The 20,369-nt window shown below is 73.1% G+C and carries 10 protein-coding genes and 1 pseudogene; 7 read left to right on the forward strand and 4 right to left on the reverse strand.

Annotated elements, in window-relative coordinates; all coding sequences use genetic code 11:
- Positions 1-372 precede the first annotated feature (372 nt).
- Genes meaB through ABT263_RS07745 form a run of 3 tightly spaced genes read right to left on the reverse strand, consistent with a single transcriptional unit; the run spans position 373 to position 5,485 of the window.
- Positions 373-1,362 (reverse strand): methylmalonyl Co-A mutase-associated GTPase MeaB, encoded by a 990-nt coding sequence (gene meaB, locus ABT263_RS07735; protein ID WP_352288641.1) that lies wholly within the window; start codon positions 1,360-1,362, stop codon positions 373-375.
- Between the two features lie 11 nt (positions 1,363-1,373).
- On the reverse strand, positions 1,374-3,581 hold the full coding sequence (gene scpA, locus ABT263_RS07740) for a methylmalonyl-CoA mutase (protein ID WP_380386602.1): 2,208 nt from the start codon (positions 3,579-3,581) through the stop codon (positions 1,374-1,376).
- Positions 3,578-5,485: a methylmalonyl-CoA mutase family protein gene (locus ABT263_RS07745; RefSeq protein WP_352288643.1), complete on the reverse strand. Its 1,908-nt coding sequence runs from the start codon at positions 5,483-5,485 to the stop codon at positions 3,578-3,580. The genes scpA and ABT263_RS07745 overlap by 4 nt, the downstream gene beginning before the upstream one ends.
- Positions 5,486-5,849: 364 nt before the next feature.
- Here ABT263_RS07745 and ABT263_RS07750 point away from each other — a divergent pair, with 364 nt between their 5' ends.
- The 7 genes and pseudogenes from ABT263_RS07750 (at position 5,850) to ABT263_RS07780 (ending at position 17,686) form a co-directional block, all read left to right on the forward strand.
- Positions 5,850-6,872: a C40 family peptidase gene (locus ABT263_RS07750; RefSeq protein ID WP_352288645.1), complete on the forward strand. Its 1,023-nt coding sequence runs from the start codon at positions 5,850-5,852 to the stop codon at positions 6,870-6,872.
- Between the two features lie 247 nt (positions 6,873-7,119).
- A complete protein-coding gene (locus ABT263_RS07755; protein WP_352288648.1) occupies positions 7,120-8,517 on the forward strand; it encodes an extracellular solute-binding protein in 1,398 nt (465 codons plus the stop codon).
- Between the two features lie 96 nt (positions 8,518-8,613).
- Positions 8,614-9,546, forward strand: a complete 933-nt coding sequence (locus ABT263_RS07760; RefSeq protein ID WP_352288651.1) for a carbohydrate ABC transporter permease — start codon at positions 8,614-8,616, stop codon at positions 9,544-9,546.
- A gap of 81 nt (positions 9,547-9,627) precedes the next feature.
- Positions 9,628-10,521: a carbohydrate ABC transporter permease gene (locus ABT263_RS07765; protein WP_352288653.1), complete on the forward strand. Its 894-nt coding sequence runs from the start codon at positions 9,628-9,630 to the stop codon at positions 10,519-10,521.
- 32 nt (positions 10,522-10,553) lie between these two features.
- Positions 10,554-12,149 (forward strand): annotated as a pseudogene (locus tag ABT263_RS07770) (glycoside hydrolase family 13 protein); the annotation flags it as partial.
- Positions 12,150-12,207: 58 nt separating this feature from the next.
- Positions 12,208-16,506, forward strand: a complete 4,299-nt coding sequence (locus tag ABT263_RS07775; RefSeq protein ID WP_502885771.1) for a discoidin domain-containing protein — start codon at positions 12,208-12,210, stop codon at positions 16,504-16,506.
- 166 nt (positions 16,507-16,672) lie between these two features.
- Positions 16,673-17,686, forward strand: a complete 1,014-nt coding sequence (locus ABT263_RS07780; protein ID WP_329486553.1) for a LacI family DNA-binding transcriptional regulator — start codon at positions 16,673-16,675, stop codon at positions 17,684-17,686.
- A 63-nt stretch (positions 17,687-17,749) separates the two neighbouring features.
- On the opposite strand, the gene ABT263_RS07785 is transcribed toward ABT263_RS07780, so the two are convergent.
- Complete coding sequence (locus ABT263_RS07785; protein ID WP_352288655.1) at positions 17,750-20,164, reverse strand: galactose-binding domain-containing protein; 2,415 nt, start codon at positions 20,162-20,164, stop codon at positions 17,750-17,752.
- Positions 20,165-20,369: the final 205 nt, after the last annotated feature.

The raw sequence follows: 20,369 nt of genomic DNA on the forward strand, positions 1-20,369 counted from the left end.
GTGGGGGGCGGCGTTGGCGCCGGCGGGGGGGTGGCTGGGGGGGGGCGGGGGCATGGGGGCCGGGTTCGTGTTCGGGGGGGGGGGCGGGGCGCCCCCCCCCCCCCGGGGGGGGGCCACGGCGTACGGCCTTCGCGCGCTGCCCGAGGCGGCGTAGTGGCGGGCCTCGACAGGTCGACCGTCGCACGCCTGGTGTGGTGGTTCTTCTTCTCCGCCGTTGTGACGGCCGGGTTCGGCGTGGGGTGGGACCGCTGACCAGTGAGGGCGGGCGCGGCGGTGGCCCGAGTGTCGACGCGGAGCCGGTCGGCCTGACCCGGCGCGTGCGGTGGTGCGACGGCCCCGGACCGCGTGCGGTCCGGGGCCGTCGGCCGTTGGTCAGGGGGTGCGGAAGGCGTCCAGGAGGCGCTGCGCCGCCAGGCTCGCGGGGATGGTGCCCTCGCGGACCTCGCGTTCCAGGGCGGGGGCCAGGCGGCGGACCTCGGGGTGTTCGTGGAGCTGGGCGAAGAGCTGGTCGTGGACCATCGCCCAGGTCCACTCGACCTGCTGGTCGCGGCGGCGGGCCTCCAGCGCGCCGGTCGCGTCGAGGACCTTGCGGTGCTGCTGCAACCGCTCCCACAGGGTGTCCAGGCCGGTGCCGTCGCGGCCGCTGCAGGTGAGGACCGGCGGCGTCCACGGCGCGTCCGGGGCCTGCAACAGCCGCAGCGCGCCGGCGAGTTCGCGGGCGGCGGCCTTGGCGTCGGTCTCGTGCGGGCCGTCCGCCTTGTTGACGGCGATCACGTCGGCGAGCTCCAGCACGCCCTTCTTGATGCCCTGGAGCTGGTCCCCGGTGCGGGCCAGCGAGAGCAGCAGGAAGGAGTCCACCATGCCCGCGACCGCGGTCTCCGACTGCCCGACGCCGACCGTCTCGATGAGGACCACGTCGTAGCCGGCGGCCTCCATCACCACCATCGACTCCCGGGTGGCCCGGGCCACCCCGCCCAGCGTGCCGGAGGTGGGGGAGGGGCGGACGAAGGCGGCGGGGTCGACCGCGAGCCGCTCCATCCGGGTCTTGTCACCCAGGATCGAGCCGCCGGTCCGGCTGGACGTCGGGTCGACGGCGAGCACCGCGACCTTGTGCCCGAGGGCGGTGAGCCGGGTGCCGAAGGCGTCGATGAAGGTCGACTTGCCGACACCGGGGACGCCGGTGATGCCCACCCGGACCGCGCCGCCCGCGTGCGGCAGCAGCCGGGTGAGCAACTGCTGCGCCAGCGCGCGGTGGTCGGGCCGGGTGGACTCCACGAGGGTGATGGCCCGCGCGATGAACGCGCGCGAACCCTCCCGCACCCCCTGGGCGTACTGGTCGAGGTCGATCGTCCGGGGCGCCATCGTTCAGCGGCTCACAACTCGTGGCCGAGGTCGGCGGCGAGCGACTTCAGCAGGTCGAAGGCGGCCTCCGGGATCACCGTGCCGGGCGGGAAGACGGCGGCCGCCCCGGCCTCGTAGAGGGCCTCGAAGTCGCCCGGGGGGATGACCCCGCCGACCACGATGGTGATGTCCTCCCGGCCTGCCTCGGCGAGTTCGGCGCGCAGCGCCGGCACCAGGGTGAGGTGGCCGGCGGCCAGCGAGGAGACGCCGACGATGTGCACGTCCGCCTCGACGGCCTGGCGGGCGACCTCCGCCGGGGTCTGGAACAGCGGACCGACGTCGACCGTGAAGCCGAGGTCGGCGAAGGCGGTGGCGATCACCTTCTGGCCGCGGTCGTGGCCGTCCTGGCCCATCTTGGCGACCAGGATGCGCGGACGCCGGCCCTCGGCCCGCTCGAACCGCTCGACCAGGTCACGGGTGCGCTGGAGGGGGGCCGACGGCCCGGCTTCGTCTCGGTACACACCAGAAATGGTACGGATCTGGCCCGAGTGCCGGCCGTACACCTTCTCCAGGGCGTCCGAGATCTCGCCGACGGTGGCCTTGGCGCGGGCCGCGTCCACGGCCAGCGCGAGCAGGTTGCCGTCCAGGCCGCCGCCGCGCTGCGGACCGGCCTCGGCGGCCCGGGTGAGCGCGTGCAGGGCGGCCTGGGTGACGGCCTCGTCGCGCTCCTCGCGCAGCCGGCGCAGCTTCTCGATCTGGCGGGTGCGGACCGAGGAGTTGTCGACCTTGAGCACGTCGATCTGCTCGTCGCTGTCCACCCGGTACTTGTTGACGCCGATCACCGGCTGGCGGCCGGAGTCGATCCGGGCCTGGGTGCGGGCGGCGGCCTCCTCCACGCGCAGCTTGGGGATGCCCGCGTCGATGGCCTTGGCCATGCCGCCGGCCGCCTCCACCTCCTGGATGTGCTGCCAGGCGCGGCGGGCCAGGTCGTGGGTCAGCTTCTCGACGTACGCGGAGCCGCCCCACGGGTCGATCGACCGGCAGGTGCCGGACTCCTGCTGGAGCAGCAGCTGGGTGTTGCGGGCGATCCGGGCCGAGAAGTCGGTCGGCAGCGCCAGCGCCTCGTCGAGCGCGTTGGTGTGCAGCGACTGGGTGTGGCCCTGGGTGGCCGCCATCGCCTCGACGCAGGTGCGGGTGACGTTGTTGAACACGTCCTGCGCGGTCAGCGACCAGCCGGAGGTCTGCGAGTGGGTGCGCAGCGACAGCGACTTGGCGTTCTTCGGGTCGAACTGCTTGACCAGCTTGGCCCAGAGCAGCCGGGCCGCGCGCAGCTTGGCGACCTCCATGAAGAAGTTCATCCCGATCGCCCAGAAGAACGACAGGCGCGGCGCGAAGGCGTCCACGTCCAGCCCGACGTCCAGGCCCGCCCGCAGGTACTCCACGCCGTCGGCCAGGGTGTAGGCCAGCTCCAGGTCGGCGGTGGCCCCGGCCTCCTGGATGTGGTAGCCGGAGATGGAGATCGAGTTGTACCGCGGCATCTTCTGCGAGGTGTACGCGAAGATGTCCGAGATGATCCGCATCGACGGCTGCGGCGGGTAGATGTAGGTGTTGCGGACCATGAACTCCTTGAGGATGTCGTTCTGGATGGTCCCCGCGAGCTTCTCGGGCGCCACCCCCTGCTCCTCGGCCGCGACGATGTACAGCGCCAGGACGGGCAGCACCGCGCCGTTCATGGTCATCGACACCGACATCTTGTCCAGCGGGATGCCGTCGAAGAGCTGGCGCATGTCGTAGATGGAGTCGATCGCCACGCCGGCCATGCCGACGTCGCCGGTGACCCGCGGGTGGTCGCTGTCGTAGCCGCGGTGGGTCGGCAGGTCGAACGCGACCGACAGGCCCTTCTGACCGGCCGCCAGGTTGCGGCGGTAGAAGGCGTTGGACTCCTCGGCGGTGGAGAAGCCGGCGTACTGCCGGACCGTCCACGGCTGGTTGACGTACATCGTCGGGTACGGGCCGCGCAGGTACGGGGCGATGCCGGGGTAGGTGCCCAGGAAGTCCAGGCCCGCCAGGTCGTCCGCGGTGTAGAGCGGCTTGACGCCGATGCCCTCGGGGGTGTCCCAGAGCTGCTCGTCGACGTCCTTGCCGGTCGCCTGCCGCCAGGAGGCGCGCCACTGCTCGCCGGTGACGTCCGAGCGGCCGTCCGCGTCCAGCCCGATTCCGGTGAAGTCGGGGATCATCAGGCCACTCCGCTTTCGTCGGTGATCTCGTCCAGGAGCGAGGTCAGGACCGCGACGGCGTCGCCGCCCGCGAAGACGAACCCGTCCACGCCCGCCCGCTCGTACGCCTCGCGCCGCTCGCCGGGCCGGCCGGCCAGCAGCACCCGCCGGGCGCCGGCGGCCTTGAGCGCCGCGGCCACCGCCTCGGCGTGCTCGCCGTACACCTGGTCGCTGGAGCAGAGGCAGGCCACCCGGGCGCCGGAGGCGGTGAACGCCCCGGCGGCCGCGGCCGCGACGTCCGGCCCGGTCAGCGCCGTCTCGGCGGAGGTGGTCGCGATGCCGCCGGCCTGGAACAGGTTGGCCGCGAAGGTGGTCCGCGCGGTGTGCGCGGAGGCCGTCCCGAGCGAGGCCAGGAAGAGCGCCGGCCGGGCCCCGGTGGCGGCCAGCCGGGCGTCCGAGCGGGCGCGCAGCGCCTCGTAGGCCTCGGACCGGCGCACCCGCGGCAGACCGCCGCCGGGCCCGGCCGGAGCCGGCTCGCGGACCAGCGGCTGCTCGCCGAGGTTCGGGAACTCGCTGACGCCGGTGATGGGTTCGCGCCGCTTGGCGAGCGCCACCGAGCGCTCCGCCCAGGTGGCGGCGATCCGCTCGCCGACCAGGCCGGAGCCCAGGGCGGCCTGCTGGCCGCCGGCCCGCTCGATCTCCTGGAACCAGGCCCAGGCGGCGTGCGCGAGCTCGTCGGTCAGCCGCTCCACGTACCAGGAGCCGCCGGCCGGGTCGACGACCCGGGCCAGGTGCGACTCCTCCAGCAGGATCGCCTGGGTGTTGCGGGCGATCCGGCGGGCGAAGGCGTCGGACAGGCCGACCGCGCTGTCGAACGGCTGGACGCTCACCGCGTCCGCGCCGCCGACCCCGGCGGCCAGGCAGGCCACCGTGGTGCGCAGCATGTTCACCCACGGGTCGCGCTCGGTCATCATCACGGCGGAGGTGACGGCGTGCTGGCGCTGCGCCGAGGCCTCCGGCGCGGCCCCCGACACCTCGGCCACCCGGGCCCAGAGCCGGCGCGCGGCCCGGAACTTGGCGATCGTCAGGAACTGGTCGGCGTCGGCCGCGTAGCGGAACTCCAGCTGGCCGAGCGCGGCGTCGACCGGCAGTCCGGCGGCGGTGAGGGCCCGCAGATAGGCGACACCGGTGGCGAGGGAGCAGCCGAGCTCCTGCGCGGGGGAGGCGCCGGCCTCGTGGTAGGGGAGGGCGTCGACGACGAGGGCGCGCAGGCCCGGGAAGCCCGCGGCGCAGCGGGCCGCGAGGGCGGTGGCCCCGGTGAGCAGCGCCTCGGTGCGCCCGGCCTGGCCGGTGCGGGCCTGGAGGCCCAGCGGGTCGGCGCCGAGGTTGCCCGCGGCGGCGCCGGCGGACACCTCGCGCTCCTCGTAGAGCTTGAACAACTGCTCGGCGGCTTCGGTGAATTCCGGGCCGGCGTCGAGCACGATGCCGGCCAGGTCGAGGTAGACGCCGGTCAGCACGTCGGGCAGGGCCGCGACCGGCAGGGCGTCGCCGCCCAGCTCCAGCCAGAGCGAGCTGCCGCCGTTCTCCAGATCGGCCAGCACGGCCTCGTTGGCCCGGCGCGGGTCCGGATCGGTGTGCCGCTGGCGGACGTCCCAGCCGGAGACCGTGCTGCCCTGCGGCCGGCCGCCGCGGACGAACGGCGGGAAGCCGGGGTAGCCGGGCTCGGCCGGGGAGTCCTCGGCGGTGTACAGCGGGCGGGCGCGCAGCCCGTCCTGGAGTGCGGTGGTGAGCGCCTGCTCGGCCGCTGCGCCGTCCGCGGGCTGCGCACCCGACTTTCGCAGCACGCTCTCGACGAGGTGCTGCCACTGCTCGCGGTGTGCGGCCGGGAATTCGGCGGCCAGGGGAAGCCCTTCGGGCGGGACCGTCATGCCCCGCAGGTTAGCGCTCGTTTGCGTCGGCGCAGCAGAGGCCGAGGGTGTGACCTTGCCCTCGCTTTCCGCTTCCTCGCACTTCAGAGGGGTCGGCGGCGTCCAACTGCGGGGGAAACCGGTCGGGGAGTTTCTCAGGGTGTGGACAGTGGCGCGGCCGGGCCGGGGGCGCGCTACGGCGGGCGGGTTGCGGAACCGTGCCGGCTATCTATTAAGTTGCTTAGTAGAAGCCGTCGGGGATGTACCCCTGCGCCTGCTTCGCCCTGCCCTGCCCACTCCTGTCCCGTCCGGTCCCGTTCGCGGGGCCCGCCGGCCGGGGTGACGCGCCGTCGTGCCGCCGTGCCACGTGAAGGAGCCCACCGCCATGGGAAAGCGCCGAAAGCCCAGCCCGCCCGGTCGGGCCCGGATGGCGGTCATGAGCACGGCGCTGGCGGGCGGCGCGGTGCTCGCGGCCGGTACCGCGCAGGCCGAGCCCGCGCCCACGCCCGACGCCGTCAAGGCGCAGGTCGACCGGCTCAACGAGGAGGCCGAACAGTCGATCGAGCGCCACAACGGCTTCCAGGAGAAGCGGCAGCGGCTCCAGGGCGAGGCCAACCGGATCCAGGACGAGGTGGCCCGGGGCCAGGGGGCGATGAACGAGCTGCGCACCCGGCTGGGCGCCGTCGCCGCCGAGCAGTACCGCACCGGCGGCATCGACCCGTCCGTGCGGCTGATGCTCGACTCCGACCCTGGCGGCTACCTGGCCAAGGCCTCGGCGCAGAACCAGGTCCTCGACTCCCAGGCCGCGCTGCTCGCGCAGGCCCGCAGCGAGCAGCGCCGGCTCGACCAGGACCGCGCCGAGGCCGCCGCCACCCTCGCCGAGCTCGACGCGGCCGGCACCGCGCTGGCCGCGGAGAAGAAGGCGATCCAGGGGAAGCTCGCCGCGGCGCAGGCGCTGCTGAACCGGCTCAGTGCCGCCGACCGGGCCAAGGTCAACGCCCAGGACGCCGCCGGCCGGGCGTCCCGGGCCACCGAGCGCCCCGCCTACGACGGCCCGGCCACCGGCCGGGCCGCGGCGGCCGTCCGGTTCGCCTACGCGCAGCTCGGCAAGCCCTACGTCTGGGGCGCCACCGGACCCGCCGGCTTCGACTGCTCCGGTCTGACCGGCGCGGCCTGGCGGGCCGCCGACGTCAAGCTGCCCCGGATCTCCCAGGACCAGTGGAAGACCGGCCTGCGGGTCGCCCGCGGCGACCTCCAGCCCGGTGACCTCGTCTTCTTCTACCCGGACCTGCACCACGTCGGCCTCTACATCGGCGAGGGCAAGATGATCCACGCGCCGCGCACCGGCAAGAACGTCGAGGTGCTGCCGATCGACGTGATGCCGTACGTCGGCGCCGTCCGCCTGTAGCGGCGGGCCGTCGACCCGCCGCCCGACCCGCACCGACCCGCCGTCCGACCTGCCGAACGCCCCCGGTTCCGACCGGGGGCGTTCGCCGTTCGGCGTCCCTGGTGTTGATCTGACGTTATGAAGTCGATTTCTTGCAAAGTCCTGTCGACATCTTGTGGCCCTCTGTTGCGCGGTGGTTAAGTGGCGGAGCCGCCGGACGAGCACCGCGGCGCCCCCACCACCCATGCCTGCAGAAGGGCCGTCCGCCATGAACAGAACCGGGCTCCGCCGGAGAACCGCCGCCGTCGCCGTGGCCGCAGGACTGGCCTTCTCCCTTGCCGCGTGCGGCAGTTCGGACGACAGCGGGGCAGCCGGCGCGGCGCCGTCGGGCGGCGCCGGCTCGACCCTGGACCCGAACGCGAAGGTCACCATCAGCGTCGACTGCCAGCCCCCGGTCACCAAGGCCGCCGAGCGCAAGCAGTGGGCCGAGGACGTCGAGGCGTTCCACCAGCGCTACCCGAACGTCACGATCACCAGCAAGGACGCCTCGCCCTGCGAGGAGCCCGCGCCGTTCACCGCCCAGCTCAAGGGCCGGACCCAGACCGACGTCTTCTACACCTACTTCACCGACCTCGACCAGGTGCTGGACGAGGGCGCGGCCGAGGACATCTCCGCCTACGTCGACGAGACGACCGTGCCGGCGCTGAAGGACATCGACCCCTCGGTGCTCGCCACGCTCAAGGACGGCGACAAGCTCTACGGCCTGCCCACCTCGAACTACAAGCTGGGCCTGCTCTACAACCGCAAGCTGTTCAAGCAGGCCGGGCTCGACCCGGACAAGCCCCCCACGACCTGGCCGGAGATCCGCGAGGCCGCGAAGCGGATCGCCGCGCTCGGCAACGGGATCAACGGCTACGGCGACTACAGCGCGACCAACCAGGGCGGCTGGCACTTCACCGCCGAGCTGTACGGGCTGGGCGGCCGGATGGTCGGCGAGGACGGCCGGAAGGCCGCGTTCAACACCGCCGAGGGCCGGCAGGTCCTGCAGACCCTGTACGACATGCGCTGGACCGACGACTCGATGGGCTCCGCGCAGAGCCTCAAGTGGCCCGACCTGATGACCCAGATGTCCACCGACCGGCTCGGGATGTACATCGGCGCCCCGGACGACATCACCTACATGGTGCAGACCCTCAACGGGGACTACGCCGACTACGGCATGGGGCCGATGCCCGGCGGCAAGGCCGCGCTGCTCGGCGGCAACGACTACATGGTCAAGAAGGGCTCCAGCCCGGACCAGATCAGGGCGGCCGTCGCCTGGGTGAACTTCAAGTTCCTCACCCAGGGCAAGGGCCAGTTCGACTACGCCCGGACCAAGGCGGACGGCCTGCCGGTCGGCCTCCCGCAGCCCTTCTTCCTCACCGGCGCCTCGCTGGAGCAGGACAACCGGGCGAAGGCGGCCAGCGCCACCGTCCCGGTCCAGAACTACGCGCCCTACCTCGCCGCGTCCGTGCCGGGCCGCACCGAACCGGCCCACGCGCAGCAGATCTACAAGGTGCTCGACAACGCGATGTCGGCCGTGCTGACCGACAAGGGCGCCGACGTCGCCAAGCTGCTGAACGACGCCGAGACCCAGGTCAACCAGGTGCTGGCCAGCCTCCAGTAGCGAACGGGCGGGGCCGGCCCCGCGCCCCCGGCCACCGACGGCCACCGGTGAACAGCGACGGACAGCGACGGACAGCGACGAATCGGAGAACGAGGGATGGCAGCGATCAGTGTCGCCGGGAAGGCGGCCCGGCCCGCCAGTGAGCCCCGGCGGCGCGGCCGGCTGGGGCGGGGGCTGCGGCGCAACCTCACCGCGCACGGCTTCCTGCTCGGCGCACTGCTCTGTTTCGGCTTCTTCACCTGGTACCCGATGGTCCGTGAAGTCGTCATGAGCTTCCAGCGGACCAGGCGGGGCCGGACCAGCTGGGTCGGCCTGGACAACGTCGACCAGCTGCTCCAGGACCCGGCGTTCTGGCAGGCCTGGCGCAACACCCTGGTGTTCACCCTGCTGGCGCTGGTGTTCGGCTTCGCGGTGCCGTTCCTGGTCGCCGTGCTGCTGAACGAGCTGCGGCACGCCAAGGCCTACCTGCGGGTGCTGGTCTACCTGCCGGTGATGATGCCGCCGGTGGCCTCCGTGCTGCTCTTCAAGTACTTCTACGACCCGGACCACGGGCTGTTCAACAGCGTGCTGCGGGCGCTCCACCTGCCGACCTCGGCCTGGCTCGACTCGCCCGACACCGCGCTGCTCTCCGTGGTCATCGCCTCCACCTGGATGAACATGGGCGGCGCCACCCTGATCTACCTGGCGGCCCTCCAGGGCATCCCGGGGGAGCTCTACGAGGCGGCCGAACTGGACGGGGCCGGCCTGTGGCGCCGGATCTGGCACGTGACCGTCCCGCAGACCAGGCTGGTGCTCTCGCTCCTGCTGCTGCTCCAGATCGTCGCCACCATGCAGGTGTTCGTCGAGCCCTACCTGCTGACCGGTGGCAACGGGCCGCAGGGCTCCACCACCACCGTGGTCCACCTCGTCTACCAGTACGCCTTCAACTTCAACAACTACGGCGCCGCCTCGGCGCTCGGCCTGATCATGCTGCTGGTGCTGGCCGGATTCTCCGCCCTGTACGCGCGGCTGTCGCGCGAGGCCGACTGACCCGGGGCCGCCCGACCCGGGGTCGACCGCCCCTAGGCCGCCCCGGGGCCGTCCAGTCCCGGACCACACCCGACCAGACCCATGGGAGCCCCGGTGCAGCCGCAGACCCGGACGCTGATCTCGCAGACCCAACTCGACCGCCCACGCGGCCGCCTGCTCTACCGGCTGACCCTGGTGGTGACCGTCGTGGTCTTCACCCTGGTCTTCCTCGGCCCGCTGTACTGGCTGGTGACCGGCGGCCTGAAGTCCACCGCCGAGGTGGTCCGCAACCCGCCCACGCTCTTCCCCGCCGAGCTCCACCCGGACACCTACGCGACCGCGTGGAGCCGGCTCGGCCTCGGCCGGCTGCTCTTCAACACGCTGTACTACGCCTTCGGCGCGCTCGCCTTCCAGCTGGTCCTCGACGTGGCGGCGGCCTACGCGCTGTCCAAGCTGCGGCCCGTCCTGGGCAATCTGATCCTCGGCATGATGCTGGCCACCCTGATGATCCCGGCCGCGGTGCTGGTCGTCCCGCAGTACCTGACCGTCCTGGACCTGCCGCTGCTGCACGTCAACCTGATCAACACGCCCTGGGCGATCTGGCTGCCGACGGTGGCCAACGCCTTCAACATCTTCCTGCTGAAACGGTTCTTCGACTCCATCCCGGAGGACCTCATGGCGGCCGCCGCGATCGACGGGGCCACCCCGCTGCGCGCCCTGCGCTCCATCGTGCTGCCGATGTCCCGGCCGATCCTCGGCGTGGTCTCGATCTTCGCCGTGGTGAACGTCTGGAAGGACTTCCTCTGGCCGATGCTCGTCCAGCCCGACCCGGCCCGGCAGACCCTCAACATCGGCATCAAGTCGCTCTCCACGGGCGTGCCGCAGAACGTCGTCATCGCGGCCCTGGCCATCGCCTCGGCGCCGACCGTCGTCTTCTTCCTGATCTTCCAACGCAACATCATGTCCGGGCTCACCTCGGGTGGACTCAAAGGCTGACCGGCCCGGGCGCCGATCCGAAAGGACCCACCGTGGGACAGCAATCCCGGCTCCCGTTCGAGACCCCGCACTGGTGGCGCGACGCGGTGATCTACCAGGTGTACCCGCGCAGCTTCGCCGACGCCGACGGCGACGGCACGGGGGACCTCGCCGGCGTCCGCAGCAGGCTGCCCTACCTGGCCGACCTCGGCGTCGACGCCGTCTGGTTCAACCCCTGGTACCCGTCCCCGATGGCTGACGGCGGCTACGACGTCGCCGACTACCGGGGCGTGGACCCGCTGTTCGGCACCCTCGCGGACGCCGAGCAGCTCATCGCGGAGGCGCTCGGTCACGGCATCCGCACCATCGTGGACATCGTGCCGAACCACGTCTCGGACCAGCACCCGTGGTTCCGAGCCGCGCTCGCGGCGGCCCCCGGCAGTCCGGAGCGCGAACTGTTCCACTTCCGCGCCGGGCGCGGCCCGGACGGCGAACTCCCGCCCAACGACTGGGTCTCCGAGTTCGGCGGCCGCCCGTGGACCAGGACGGCGGACGGCGCGTGGTACCTCCACCTGTTCGCCGCCCAGCAGCCCGACCTCAACTGGGCCCACCCCCGAGTGCGCACCGAGCACGAGGAGATCCTGCGCTTCTGGTTCGACCGGGGCGCGGCCGGCGTCCGGATCGACTCCGCCGCGCTGCTGGCCAAGGACCCGGCGCTGCCCGACTTCGTCAAGGGCCGCGACCCGCACCCATTCACCGACCGCGAGGAGCTGCACGGCGTCTACCGCTCCTGGCGGGCCATCGCCGACAGCTACCCGGACACCCGGATCCTGGTCGGCGAGGTCTGGCTGCCGGACGCCGAGCGCTTCGCCCGGTACCTGCGCCCGGACGAGCTGCACACCGCCTTCAACTTCGACTTCCTGGCCCGCCCCTGGGAGGCGGCCGCGCTGCGCGAGTCGATCGACACCACGCTCGGGCTGCACGCCCCGGTCGGCGCCCCGGCCACCTGGGTGCTCGCCAACCACGACGTCACCCGGACGGTCACCCGCTACGGCCGCCGGGACACCCGGTTCGACTTCGCCGCCAAGGCCTGGGGCACCCCGACCGACCCGGCGCTGGGCCGGCGCCGGGCCCGGGCGGCGGCGCTGCTCTCGCTGGCCCTGCCCGGCGCGGTCTACCTCTACCAGGGCGAGGAACTCGGCCTGCCCGAGGTCGAGGACCTGCCGCCGGACCGCCTCCAGGACCCGATGCACCTGCGCTCCGGCGGTACCGACCCGGGTCGCGACGGCTGCCGGGTACCGCTCCCCTGGTCGGGCGACCGACCCCCGTACGGGTTCAGCCAGGCTCCGGCCGAGCCCTGGCTCCCGCAGCCGGCCGACTGGGCCCCGCTCACCGTCGAGGCCCAGTCGGCCGACCCTGGTTCGATGCTCGCGCTCTACCGCGCCGCGCTGCGGCTGCGCCGCGCCGAGGACGCCCTGCGCGGCGACGCCTTCGGCTGGACCGCCGCCTCCGGCGAGGTGCTGGCGTTCCACCGCGGCGCCGGCTTCCAGTGCGTGGTGAACCTCGGCGCCGCCCCGGCCCGCCGCTGCCCCCCCCGGAGCCACGGATGGCCCGCTCACCCCCGCACGCACCCGGTCCTGACGGCCGGACAGGGCCCCACCCCCCACCCCCATCCACGCGTTCGGACGAGACGAGACAGAGGACCCCGTGAGAACCCGAGCACCGATCTTCCGCTGGCTGGCGGGCACGCTCGCCACCGGCCTGCTGGCCCTGGCCGGCCCGCTGCTGCCGGCCACCACCGCCGCCGCGGCCGGCGGCCCCGACCTGGCGGCGGGCCGGCCCGCCGCCGCGAGCAGCAGCACCGCCGGCCGGCCGGTCACCGCCGTCAACGACGGCGACGCCGCCACCTACTGGGAGAGCGCCAACGGCGCGCTGCCGCAGTGGGTCCAGGTCGACCTCGGCGCCGCCGCCGCGGTCGACGAGGTGGTGCTGAAGCTCCCCGCGTCCTGGGAGAGCCGCACCGAGACGCTCGCCGTCCAGGGCAGCGCCGACGGCACCGGCTTCACCACCCTGGTGGGCTCGGCCGGCTACGCCTTCGCGCCCGGTACCGGCAACACCGTGCGGATCGCCTTCCCGGCGGCGAGCACCCGCTACCTGCGGCTGGCGGTCTCCGCCAACACCGGCTGGCCGGCCGCTCAGATCGCCGAGCTGGAGGTGCGCGCGGCCGGCTCCGCCGGGGCGAACCTGGCGCTCGGGCGGCCGTTCAGCGCCGGAAGCCAGAGCCAGGCCTACGCCCCGGCCAACGCCGGTGACGGCAACGCGGCCAGCTACTGGGAGAGCGCCAACGGCGCGCTGCCGCAGTGGATCCAGGTCGACCTCGGCGCCGCCGTGGCGGTCAACCGCGTGGCGCTGCGGCTGCCGGCCGGCTGGGAGCGCCGGACGCAGACGCTCGCCGTCCGCGGCAGCACCGACGGCAGCGCCTTCACCGACCTGGCCGCCTCGGCCGCCCGGGTCTTCGACCCGGCCAGCGGGAACGCCGTCGTCCTCGACCTGGGGGCCACCACCACCCGGTTCGTGCGGGTCGAGGTGACCGCCAACACCGGCTGGGCCGCCGCCCAACTGGCCGAACTGGAGGTGTACGGCCCGGCCACCGGCGACACCCGGGCGCCCACCGCCCCGAGCGGCCTCGCCTACGACCGGCCCGCGCCCGGCCGGATCCACCTGACCTGGTCGGCCTCGACCGACGACACCGGCGTCACCGGCTACGACGTCTACGCGAACGGCGCGCTGCTGACCAGCGTGCCGGGCACCGTGCTGAGCTACACCGACAGCCGCCCGGACAGCGCCACCGTCTCCTACTACGTGAAGGCCCGGGACGCCGCCGGCAACCAGTCGCCGAGCAGCAACACGGTGACCAGGACCGGTCAGAGCGGCGACACCCAGGCGCCGTCCGCGCCCGGCGCCCTCGGCTACGACCAGCCCGCGGCGGGCCGGATCCGTCTGACCTGGTCGGCCTCGACCGACGACACCGGGGTCACCGGCTACGACGTCTACGCGAACGGCGCGCTCCGGGCGAGCGTGGCCGCCGCCGTGCTGAGCTACACCGACGGCCAGCCGGACAGTGCCACCGTCTCCTACTACGTGAAGGCCCGGGACGCCGCCGGCAACCAGTCCGCGAGCAGCAACACCGTGGTGCGGGCCGGCAGCGGCGGGAGCGGGACCAACCTGGCGGCCGGCAAGCCGATCAGCGCCTCCTCCGTGATCAACACCTTCGTCGCGGCGAACGCCAACGACAACGACACCGCCACCTACTGGGAGGGCAACGCCAACAGCTACCCCGACACCCTGACGGTGGCGCTGGGCTCCAACGCGGCGGTGGACTCCGTCGTGGTCAAGCTGAACCCGGCCGCGGCCTGGTCCAGCCGGAGCCAGACGATCGAGGTGCTCGGCCGGGACCAGTCCGGTACCGGCTTCACCACCCTGGTACCGGCCCGCGGCTACGACTTCGTCCAGCCCGCCGGGAACGCCGTGACCGTCCCGGTCGGCGCCACCGCGGCCGACGTCCAGCTGCGGATCACCGCCAACACCGGGTCCACCGGCGGCCAGGTGGCCGAGTTCCAGGTGATCGGCACCCCGGCGGCCAACCCGGACCTCACCGTCACCGACGTCTCCGCCACCCCGGCCGCGCCGGTCGAGACCGACCCGGTCACGCTCTCCGCGACGGTCCGCAACCTCGGCACCCTGCCCTCGGCCGCGACCGCCGTCGGCTTCTACCTGGGCTCGACCAAGGTCGGCACCGCCCAGGTCGGCCCGCTGGCCGTCGGCGCCTCCGGCACCGTCACGCTGGACGCCGGCGTGCGCGCGGCCGGCAGCTACCAGCTCTCCGCCAAGGTCGACGAGGCCAACGCGGTGATCGAGCGGGACGAGACCAACAACACCGCCACCGCGCCGGCCCCCCTGGTGGTCGCCCGGGCCCCCGGCTCCGACCTGCTCGCCGCCCCGACCGCCTGGTCCCCGGCCAACCCGGCCGCCGGGAACACCGTCACCTTCTCGGTGGCGGTGAGGAACCAGGGCACCACGGCCTCGGCCGGCGGCGCCCACGCCATCACCCTGACGGTCGCCGACGCCGCCGGCACCGTGGTGAAGACGCTCTCCGGCGCCTACACCGGCACGATCGCCCCCGGCGCGACCACCGCGCCGGTGACGCTCGGCACCTGGACGGCGGCGAACGGCCGGTACACCGTGAAGACGGTGATCGCGGCGGACGCCAACGAGCCGCCGGCCAAGCAGACCGACAACACCTCCACCCAGCCGCTCCACGTCGGCCGGGGCGCGACCATGCCCTACGACACCTACGAGGCCGAGGACGGCGTGCTGGCCGGCGGCGCGGGCCTGGTCGGCCCGAACCGGGTCGTCGGGGACCTCGCCGGCGAGGCCAGCGGCCGGCGCGCGGTGACGCTGAACTCCACCGGCGCCTCGGTCGAGTTCACCACCCGGGCGCCGACCAACACGCTCGTCACCCGGTTCTCCATCCCGGACGCCCCCGGCGGCGACGGCACCGACGCCACGCTCAGCGTCTACGTCGACGGCGCCTTCCTCAAGAAGATCGACCTGACCTCCAAGTACGCCTGGCTGTACGGCGCCGAGACCGCGCCGGGCAACTCGCCCGGCGCGGGCGCCCCGCGGCACGTCTACGACGAGGCGAACGTGCTGCTCGGCACCACCGTGCCGGCCGGCAGCCGGATCAGGCTGCAGAAGGACGGCGGCGACACCTCCCGCTACGCGATCGACTTCGTCAGCCTGGAGCAGGCCACCGCGACGCCGAACCCGGACCCGGCGCACTACGCTGTCCCGGCCGGCTTCACCCACCAGGACGTGCAGAACGCCCTGGACAAGGTGCGGATGGACACCACCGGCACCCTGGTCGGCGTCTACCTGCCGGCGGGCGACTACCAGACGGCGAGCAAGTTCCAGGTCTACGGCAAGCCCGTCAAGGTGATCGGCGCCGGCCCCTGGTTCACCCGGTTCCGGGCGCCCGCCACCCAGAGCAACACCGACGTCGGCTTCCGCGCGGAGGCGACGGCCAACGGCTCGACCTTCGCGGGGTTCGCCTACTTCGGCAACTACACCTCGCGGATCGACGGCCCCGGCAAGGTCTTCGACTTCGCCAACGTCGCCCACATGGTGATCGACGACATCTGGGCCGAGCACATGGTCTGCCTCTACTGGGGGGCCAACACCGACGCCATGACCATCAGCAACAGCCGGATCCGCGACACCTTCGCGGACGGCGTCAACATGACCAACGGCTCCACCGACAACCTGATCACCAACAACGAGGCCCGGGCCACCGGGGACGACTCCTTCGCGCTGTTCTCCGCGATCGACGCGGGCGGCGCGGACGAGAAGAACAACGTCTTCGAGAACCTGACCTCGATCCTCACCTGGCGGGCGGCCGGGATCGCCGTGTACGGCGGCTACGCCAACACGTTCCGCAACATCTACATCGCCGACACCCTGGTCTACTCGGGCGTCACCATCAGCTCGCTGGACTTCGGGTACCCGATGAACGGCTTCGGCACCGAACCGACGGCCCTGCAGAACATCTCGATCGTCCGGGCCGGGGGCCACTTCTGGGGCTCCCAGACCTTCCCCGCGATCTGGGTGTTCTCGGCCTCCAAGGTGTTCCAGGGCATCCGGGTGAGCGATGTGGACATCGTCGACCCGACGTACCACGGCATCATGTTCCAGACCAACTACTCCGGCGGGCAGCCGCAGTTCCCGGTCAAGGACACCGTCTTCAGCAACGTCTCGATCACCGGGGCGCGCCGCAGCGGTGACGCCTTCGACGCCAGGTCCGGCGTCGGGATCTGGGCGAACGAGTCGGCCGAGCCCGGGCAGGGCCCGGCGGTCGGCTCGGTGGTCTTCAACCACCTGCGCCTGGCCGGCAACGACCAGGACATCAGGAACACCACCTCCACCTTCACCATCACCGTCAACCCGTAGCCCCGAAGCGCTCCGACACCGGTGCCGCCGGGACGGACCCCCCGTCCCGGCGGCACCTCGGGCTGTCCGCCGCCGGGCGCTCCGGGGCGGTTGGAGCGAGCGCAAGGCGGTTCAAGAGAGCGCAAGAAGACGCAAATCCTTGCGAGGAACGACGTACACTCCCCCCATGACACGACGACTTGCCCAGGTGGCGCAGAAGGTCGGGGTCAGCGAGGCCACCGTCAGCCGGGTGCTGAACGACAAGCCCGGCGTCTCGGAGGCGACCAGGGCCGCCGTGCTGACCGCCCTGGACGTGCTCGGCTACGAGCGCCCCACCCAGCTGCGCGGCGAACGCGCCCGGCTGGTGGGCCTGGTCATGCCGGAGCTGCAGAACCCGATCTTCCCGGCCTTCGCCGAGGCGGTCGGCGGCGCGCTGGCCGGCCAGGGGTTCACCCCGGTCCTCTGCACCCAGACCGCCGGCGGGGTGTCCGAGGCGGACTACGTCGACCTGCTGCTCTCCCAGCAGGTCTCCGGCGTGGTCTTCTTCGGCGGCCTCTATGCCCAGGCCGACGCCGCCCACGACCACTACGACCGGCTGGCCGAGCGCAGCCTGCCGACGGTGCTGCTGAACGCGGCCATCGAGGGCCTCGACTTCGCCCGGGTGTCCTGCGACGACGCGGTCGCCGTCGAGCAGTCCGTCGGGCACCTGCGCCAGCTCGGCCACCGCAGGATCGGGCTGGTGCTCGGCCCGGCCGACCACGTGCCGTCCCGGCGCAAGCTGGCCGCCGCGCGGGCCGCGGCGGCGAAGGCCGGCCTCGACCTCCCGGAGAGCCGGGTCGAGCGGGCGCTGTTCACCCTGGAGGGCGGCCAGGCCGCCACCACCCGGCTGCTCCGCGAGGGCGTCACCGGCATCATCTGCGCCAGCGACCCGCTGGCGCTCGGCGCGATCAGGGCGGCCCGCCGGGCCGGTCTCTCGGTGCCGGACGACGTGTCGGTCATCGGCTACGACGACTCGTCCTTCATGACCTGCACCGATCCGCCGCTGACCACCGTCCGGCAGCCGATCGAGGCGATGGGCCGGGCCGCGGTGGACCTGCTGGTGGGGGAGATCGGCGGAGCCCGGATTACCCACGACGAGCTGCTGTTCGAGCCGGAACTGGTGGTCCGGGGGTCGACGGCGCCGCCGCGCGCCCGGTCCTGACCGAGACGGGGAGGCCCCCGGAGACCGTGTCGGTCTCCGGGGGCCTCCGTCCGTGCCGGTCCGTCAGGGGCCGTACACCTGGAACTCGGAGAGCTGGCCGGCCGGCCAGCCGGTGTTGCCGGTGAAGGTGAGCCGCAGGTAGCGGGCGGTCGTCCCGGGCACCTGGACGGTGACGGTGTTCCCGGTGGCCGGGTCGAAGCGGTACCCGGCCGAGGGCTTCACCGTGCTCCAGGAGCCGCCGTCGGTGGAGGCCTGGACGGTCAGGGTCTGGGTCCGGGCCTCCCAGCCGGGCGGCAGGGTGAGCACCAGCCGGCCGACCGCGACGGGGCTGCCGAGGTCACCCGTGATCCACTGCGGGAAGGCGTTGTTGGCGCTCTCCCAGTAGCTGGCCCGGTCGCCGTCGTCGGCCCGCTGCGGGGGGTAGACGTCGGTGTAGCTGCTCGCCGCGATCGCCCTGCCGTGCAGCAGGTCCACCGTGCCGGGCGGCGTGGTCGACGGGGTGGGCGTGGGCGTGGGCGTGGGCGAGGGCGTGGTCGAGGGGCTCGGGGTGCCGGACGGGCTCGGGGTGCCCGGGCCGCCGCCCGGCCGGCCGCCGTAGGTGAACTGCGGGGCCGGCCAGGTGCCGCCGCAGGTGGAGCCCGCCCAGCCGGAGTTGCCGCCGCCGTCGGTGATCCGGAAGCCGGCGCCGACGCAGTTGTGGGTCGGGGTGGCGGACTGGGCGATGTTGCGGGCCTTCACACCGGTGAACCGCATCGTCGACTCGGCCTGCGCCTGGATGGCGTAGGTACCCGCGCCGTCGATGGTCACGCCGGTGAAGGCGATCCCGCTGGACGAGCCCTCGATGGTCTGGATCGCCTCGTAGGAGCTGTCCAGGATGTCGGTGTCGCCGATGGTGATCGCGGCTCCGCTGATCGGCTCGTTGAGGCCGCTGAACCAGACCGCCCCGACGCCGAAGTTCCAGTTGTAGTCGCTGTTCCCGGTCCGGATCAGGGTGTTCCGGAGCGCGTTGACGGTGCCCGCGACGGCGGTCCCCCAGCCCGAGCCGACCCCCGGGTACCGGTTGGCGATGTGCAGGCCGCCGCCGTTGCTGACGGTGTCCGCCATCACGTTGTCGGAGATCGTGAAGTCCCGGCCCCCGTACGTCACGATGTTGTTGGCCAGCACGGGGACGACCACGGTGTTGTGGGTGAAGCTGTCTCCCGCGTTGGGGACGCGCTCCGGCCAGGAGGCGAGGCCGTCGTCACCGGTGTTGCGGACGAAGGTGTTGGTCACCGTCGAGTTCGTCACCCCGGTGTGGAAGTTCACGCCGTCCGCGGTCTGGTCCAGGATGCGGCTGTTCCGGATGGTGAACCGGTCCATCGGCCCGTCCATCCAGGCGCCGACCTTGGTGTGCTGGATCCACAGGTTGTCCACGGTGGAGTCGCTCATCGCCCCGCCGAGCGCGTTCACCTGGTCGTCGTCCACCCGCTCGCGGATGTCGCCGATGACGGCGAAGTCCCGCAGGGTGACGTTCCGGCTCGGCCCGTTGGCCTCCTGCGGCCGGACCGCCCCGCCGTAGCCGCCGCCCGCCACGTACTTGCCGTAGATCCCGGCGGCCCGGTTGCGGTTGACCGGGTCGCGGCCGCCGAGCACGCTGTACCAGGGCCCGGCCCCGGCCAGGGTGACGCCGTCCACCACCACGTGGTCGTACAGCGTGTAGCTGCCCGGCGGGATGTAGACCGTCCGGCCCTGGGCCCGGCCGGCGTCGACCGCGCTCTGGAACCGCGCGGTGTTGTCGCCGGCCCCGGTCGGGTCGGCGCCGAAGTCCGCCACCACGTCGATCGCCCCGGCGGGCTTGCCGATCGGCGCGCCGACCTGCTCGAAGTCGGCCAGGTCGACGGTGAAGGCGGGGGACTGCGCGGTCGAGGACACCTGCAGCCGGATCTTCGTGCCGGCGGGCAGCGAGGAGCCGAACATGGTCCGGGTCTCGTCGTAGAAGTGGTGCGGGTCGGTGTCCCCGGGGTTGTTGTTGAAGGGGTAACCCCCGTAGTACCAGCCGTACTTCGAGGTGACCGGGACGGACTTCAGCTTCGACCCGTTGACCAGGAGGTCGATCGAGGCGTCCCGGCCCCGGCCGTCCGCGCTGTCCGGCAGGCTGTAGCGGAAGCTCATCGCGTCGGCCGGGGCGGTCAGCGTGAACTCGACGTACTGGCCGGTGGCGGACAGCGTGACGGCCTGGCGGCCGGAGGCCTCCGAGGGGAGCGTGCCGTAGCGGCGCTCGGGTCCGATCACCGTGCCGTTGGTGGCCGCGAACTCGGCCTCCTGCTCCTTGAACTTCACGGCGGCGCCCCGGCCGGGGACGTCCAGCGGCGAGAGGGTCGGCACGGCCGCGGCGTGCGCGGGCTGGGTGGTGACGGTGAGCAGGGCGGCCGCGGAGAGGGCGGCGGCGGTCAGCGCGGCGAGCGGTGCGCGCAGACGGCGGAAGGCGGGAGGTGGCATGGGCGACGTCCTCACTGGCGTGGGTGGGAGGCCGAGCGAGGGGAACACTAAGGGTGCTCCTGCATGGAGTCCATGGATATGCGCAAAATATTGACAGGCGCTCCGCAAGAAGGGAGGAGTTCGCGACGGAGCATGCCCCGGGGAGCGCCCGACCGACGATCCGGCAGGTACGCCCGGAGCGGGTCATATCCACCGCGTCGCCGGC

Source organism: Kitasatospora sp. NPDC001603 (assembly GCF_040298365.1).
Taxonomy (GTDB): domain Bacteria; phylum Actinomycetota; class Actinomycetes; order Streptomycetales; family Streptomycetaceae; genus Kitasatospora.

Bases quoted from the DNA above. Each gene is read 5' to 3' on its own strand.
- ABT263_RS07785 (WP_352288655.1), bottom strand. From the start codon at position 20,164: ATGCCACCTCCCGCCTTCCGCCGTCTGCGCGCACCGCTCGCCGCGCTG.
- ABT263_RS07760 (WP_352288651.1), top strand. From the start codon at position 8,614: ATGGCAGCGATCAGTGTCGCCGGGAAGGCGGCCCGGCCCGCCAGTGAG.
- meaB (WP_352288641.1), bottom strand. From the start codon at position 1,362: ATGGCGCCCCGGACGATCGACCTCGACCAGTACGCCCAGGGGGTGCGG.
- ABT263_RS07750 (WP_352288645.1), top strand. From the start codon at position 5,850: ATGGGAAAGCGCCGAAAGCCCAGCCCGCCCGGTCGGGCCCGGATGGCG.
- ABT263_RS07755 (WP_352288648.1), top strand. From the start codon at position 7,120: ATGAACAGAACCGGGCTCCGCCGGAGAACCGCCGCCGTCGCCGTGGCC.
- ABT263_RS07765 (WP_352288653.1), top strand. From the start codon at position 9,628: ATGGGAGCCCCGGTGCAGCCGCAGACCCGGACGCTGATCTCGCAGACC.
- ABT263_RS07745 (WP_352288643.1), bottom strand. From the start codon at position 5,485: ATGACGGTCCCGCCCGAAGGGCTTCCCCTGGCCGCCGAATTCCCGGCC.
- ABT263_RS07780 (WP_329486553.1), top strand. From the start codon at position 16,673: ATGACACGACGACTTGCCCAGGTGGCGCAGAAGGTCGGGGTCAGCGAG.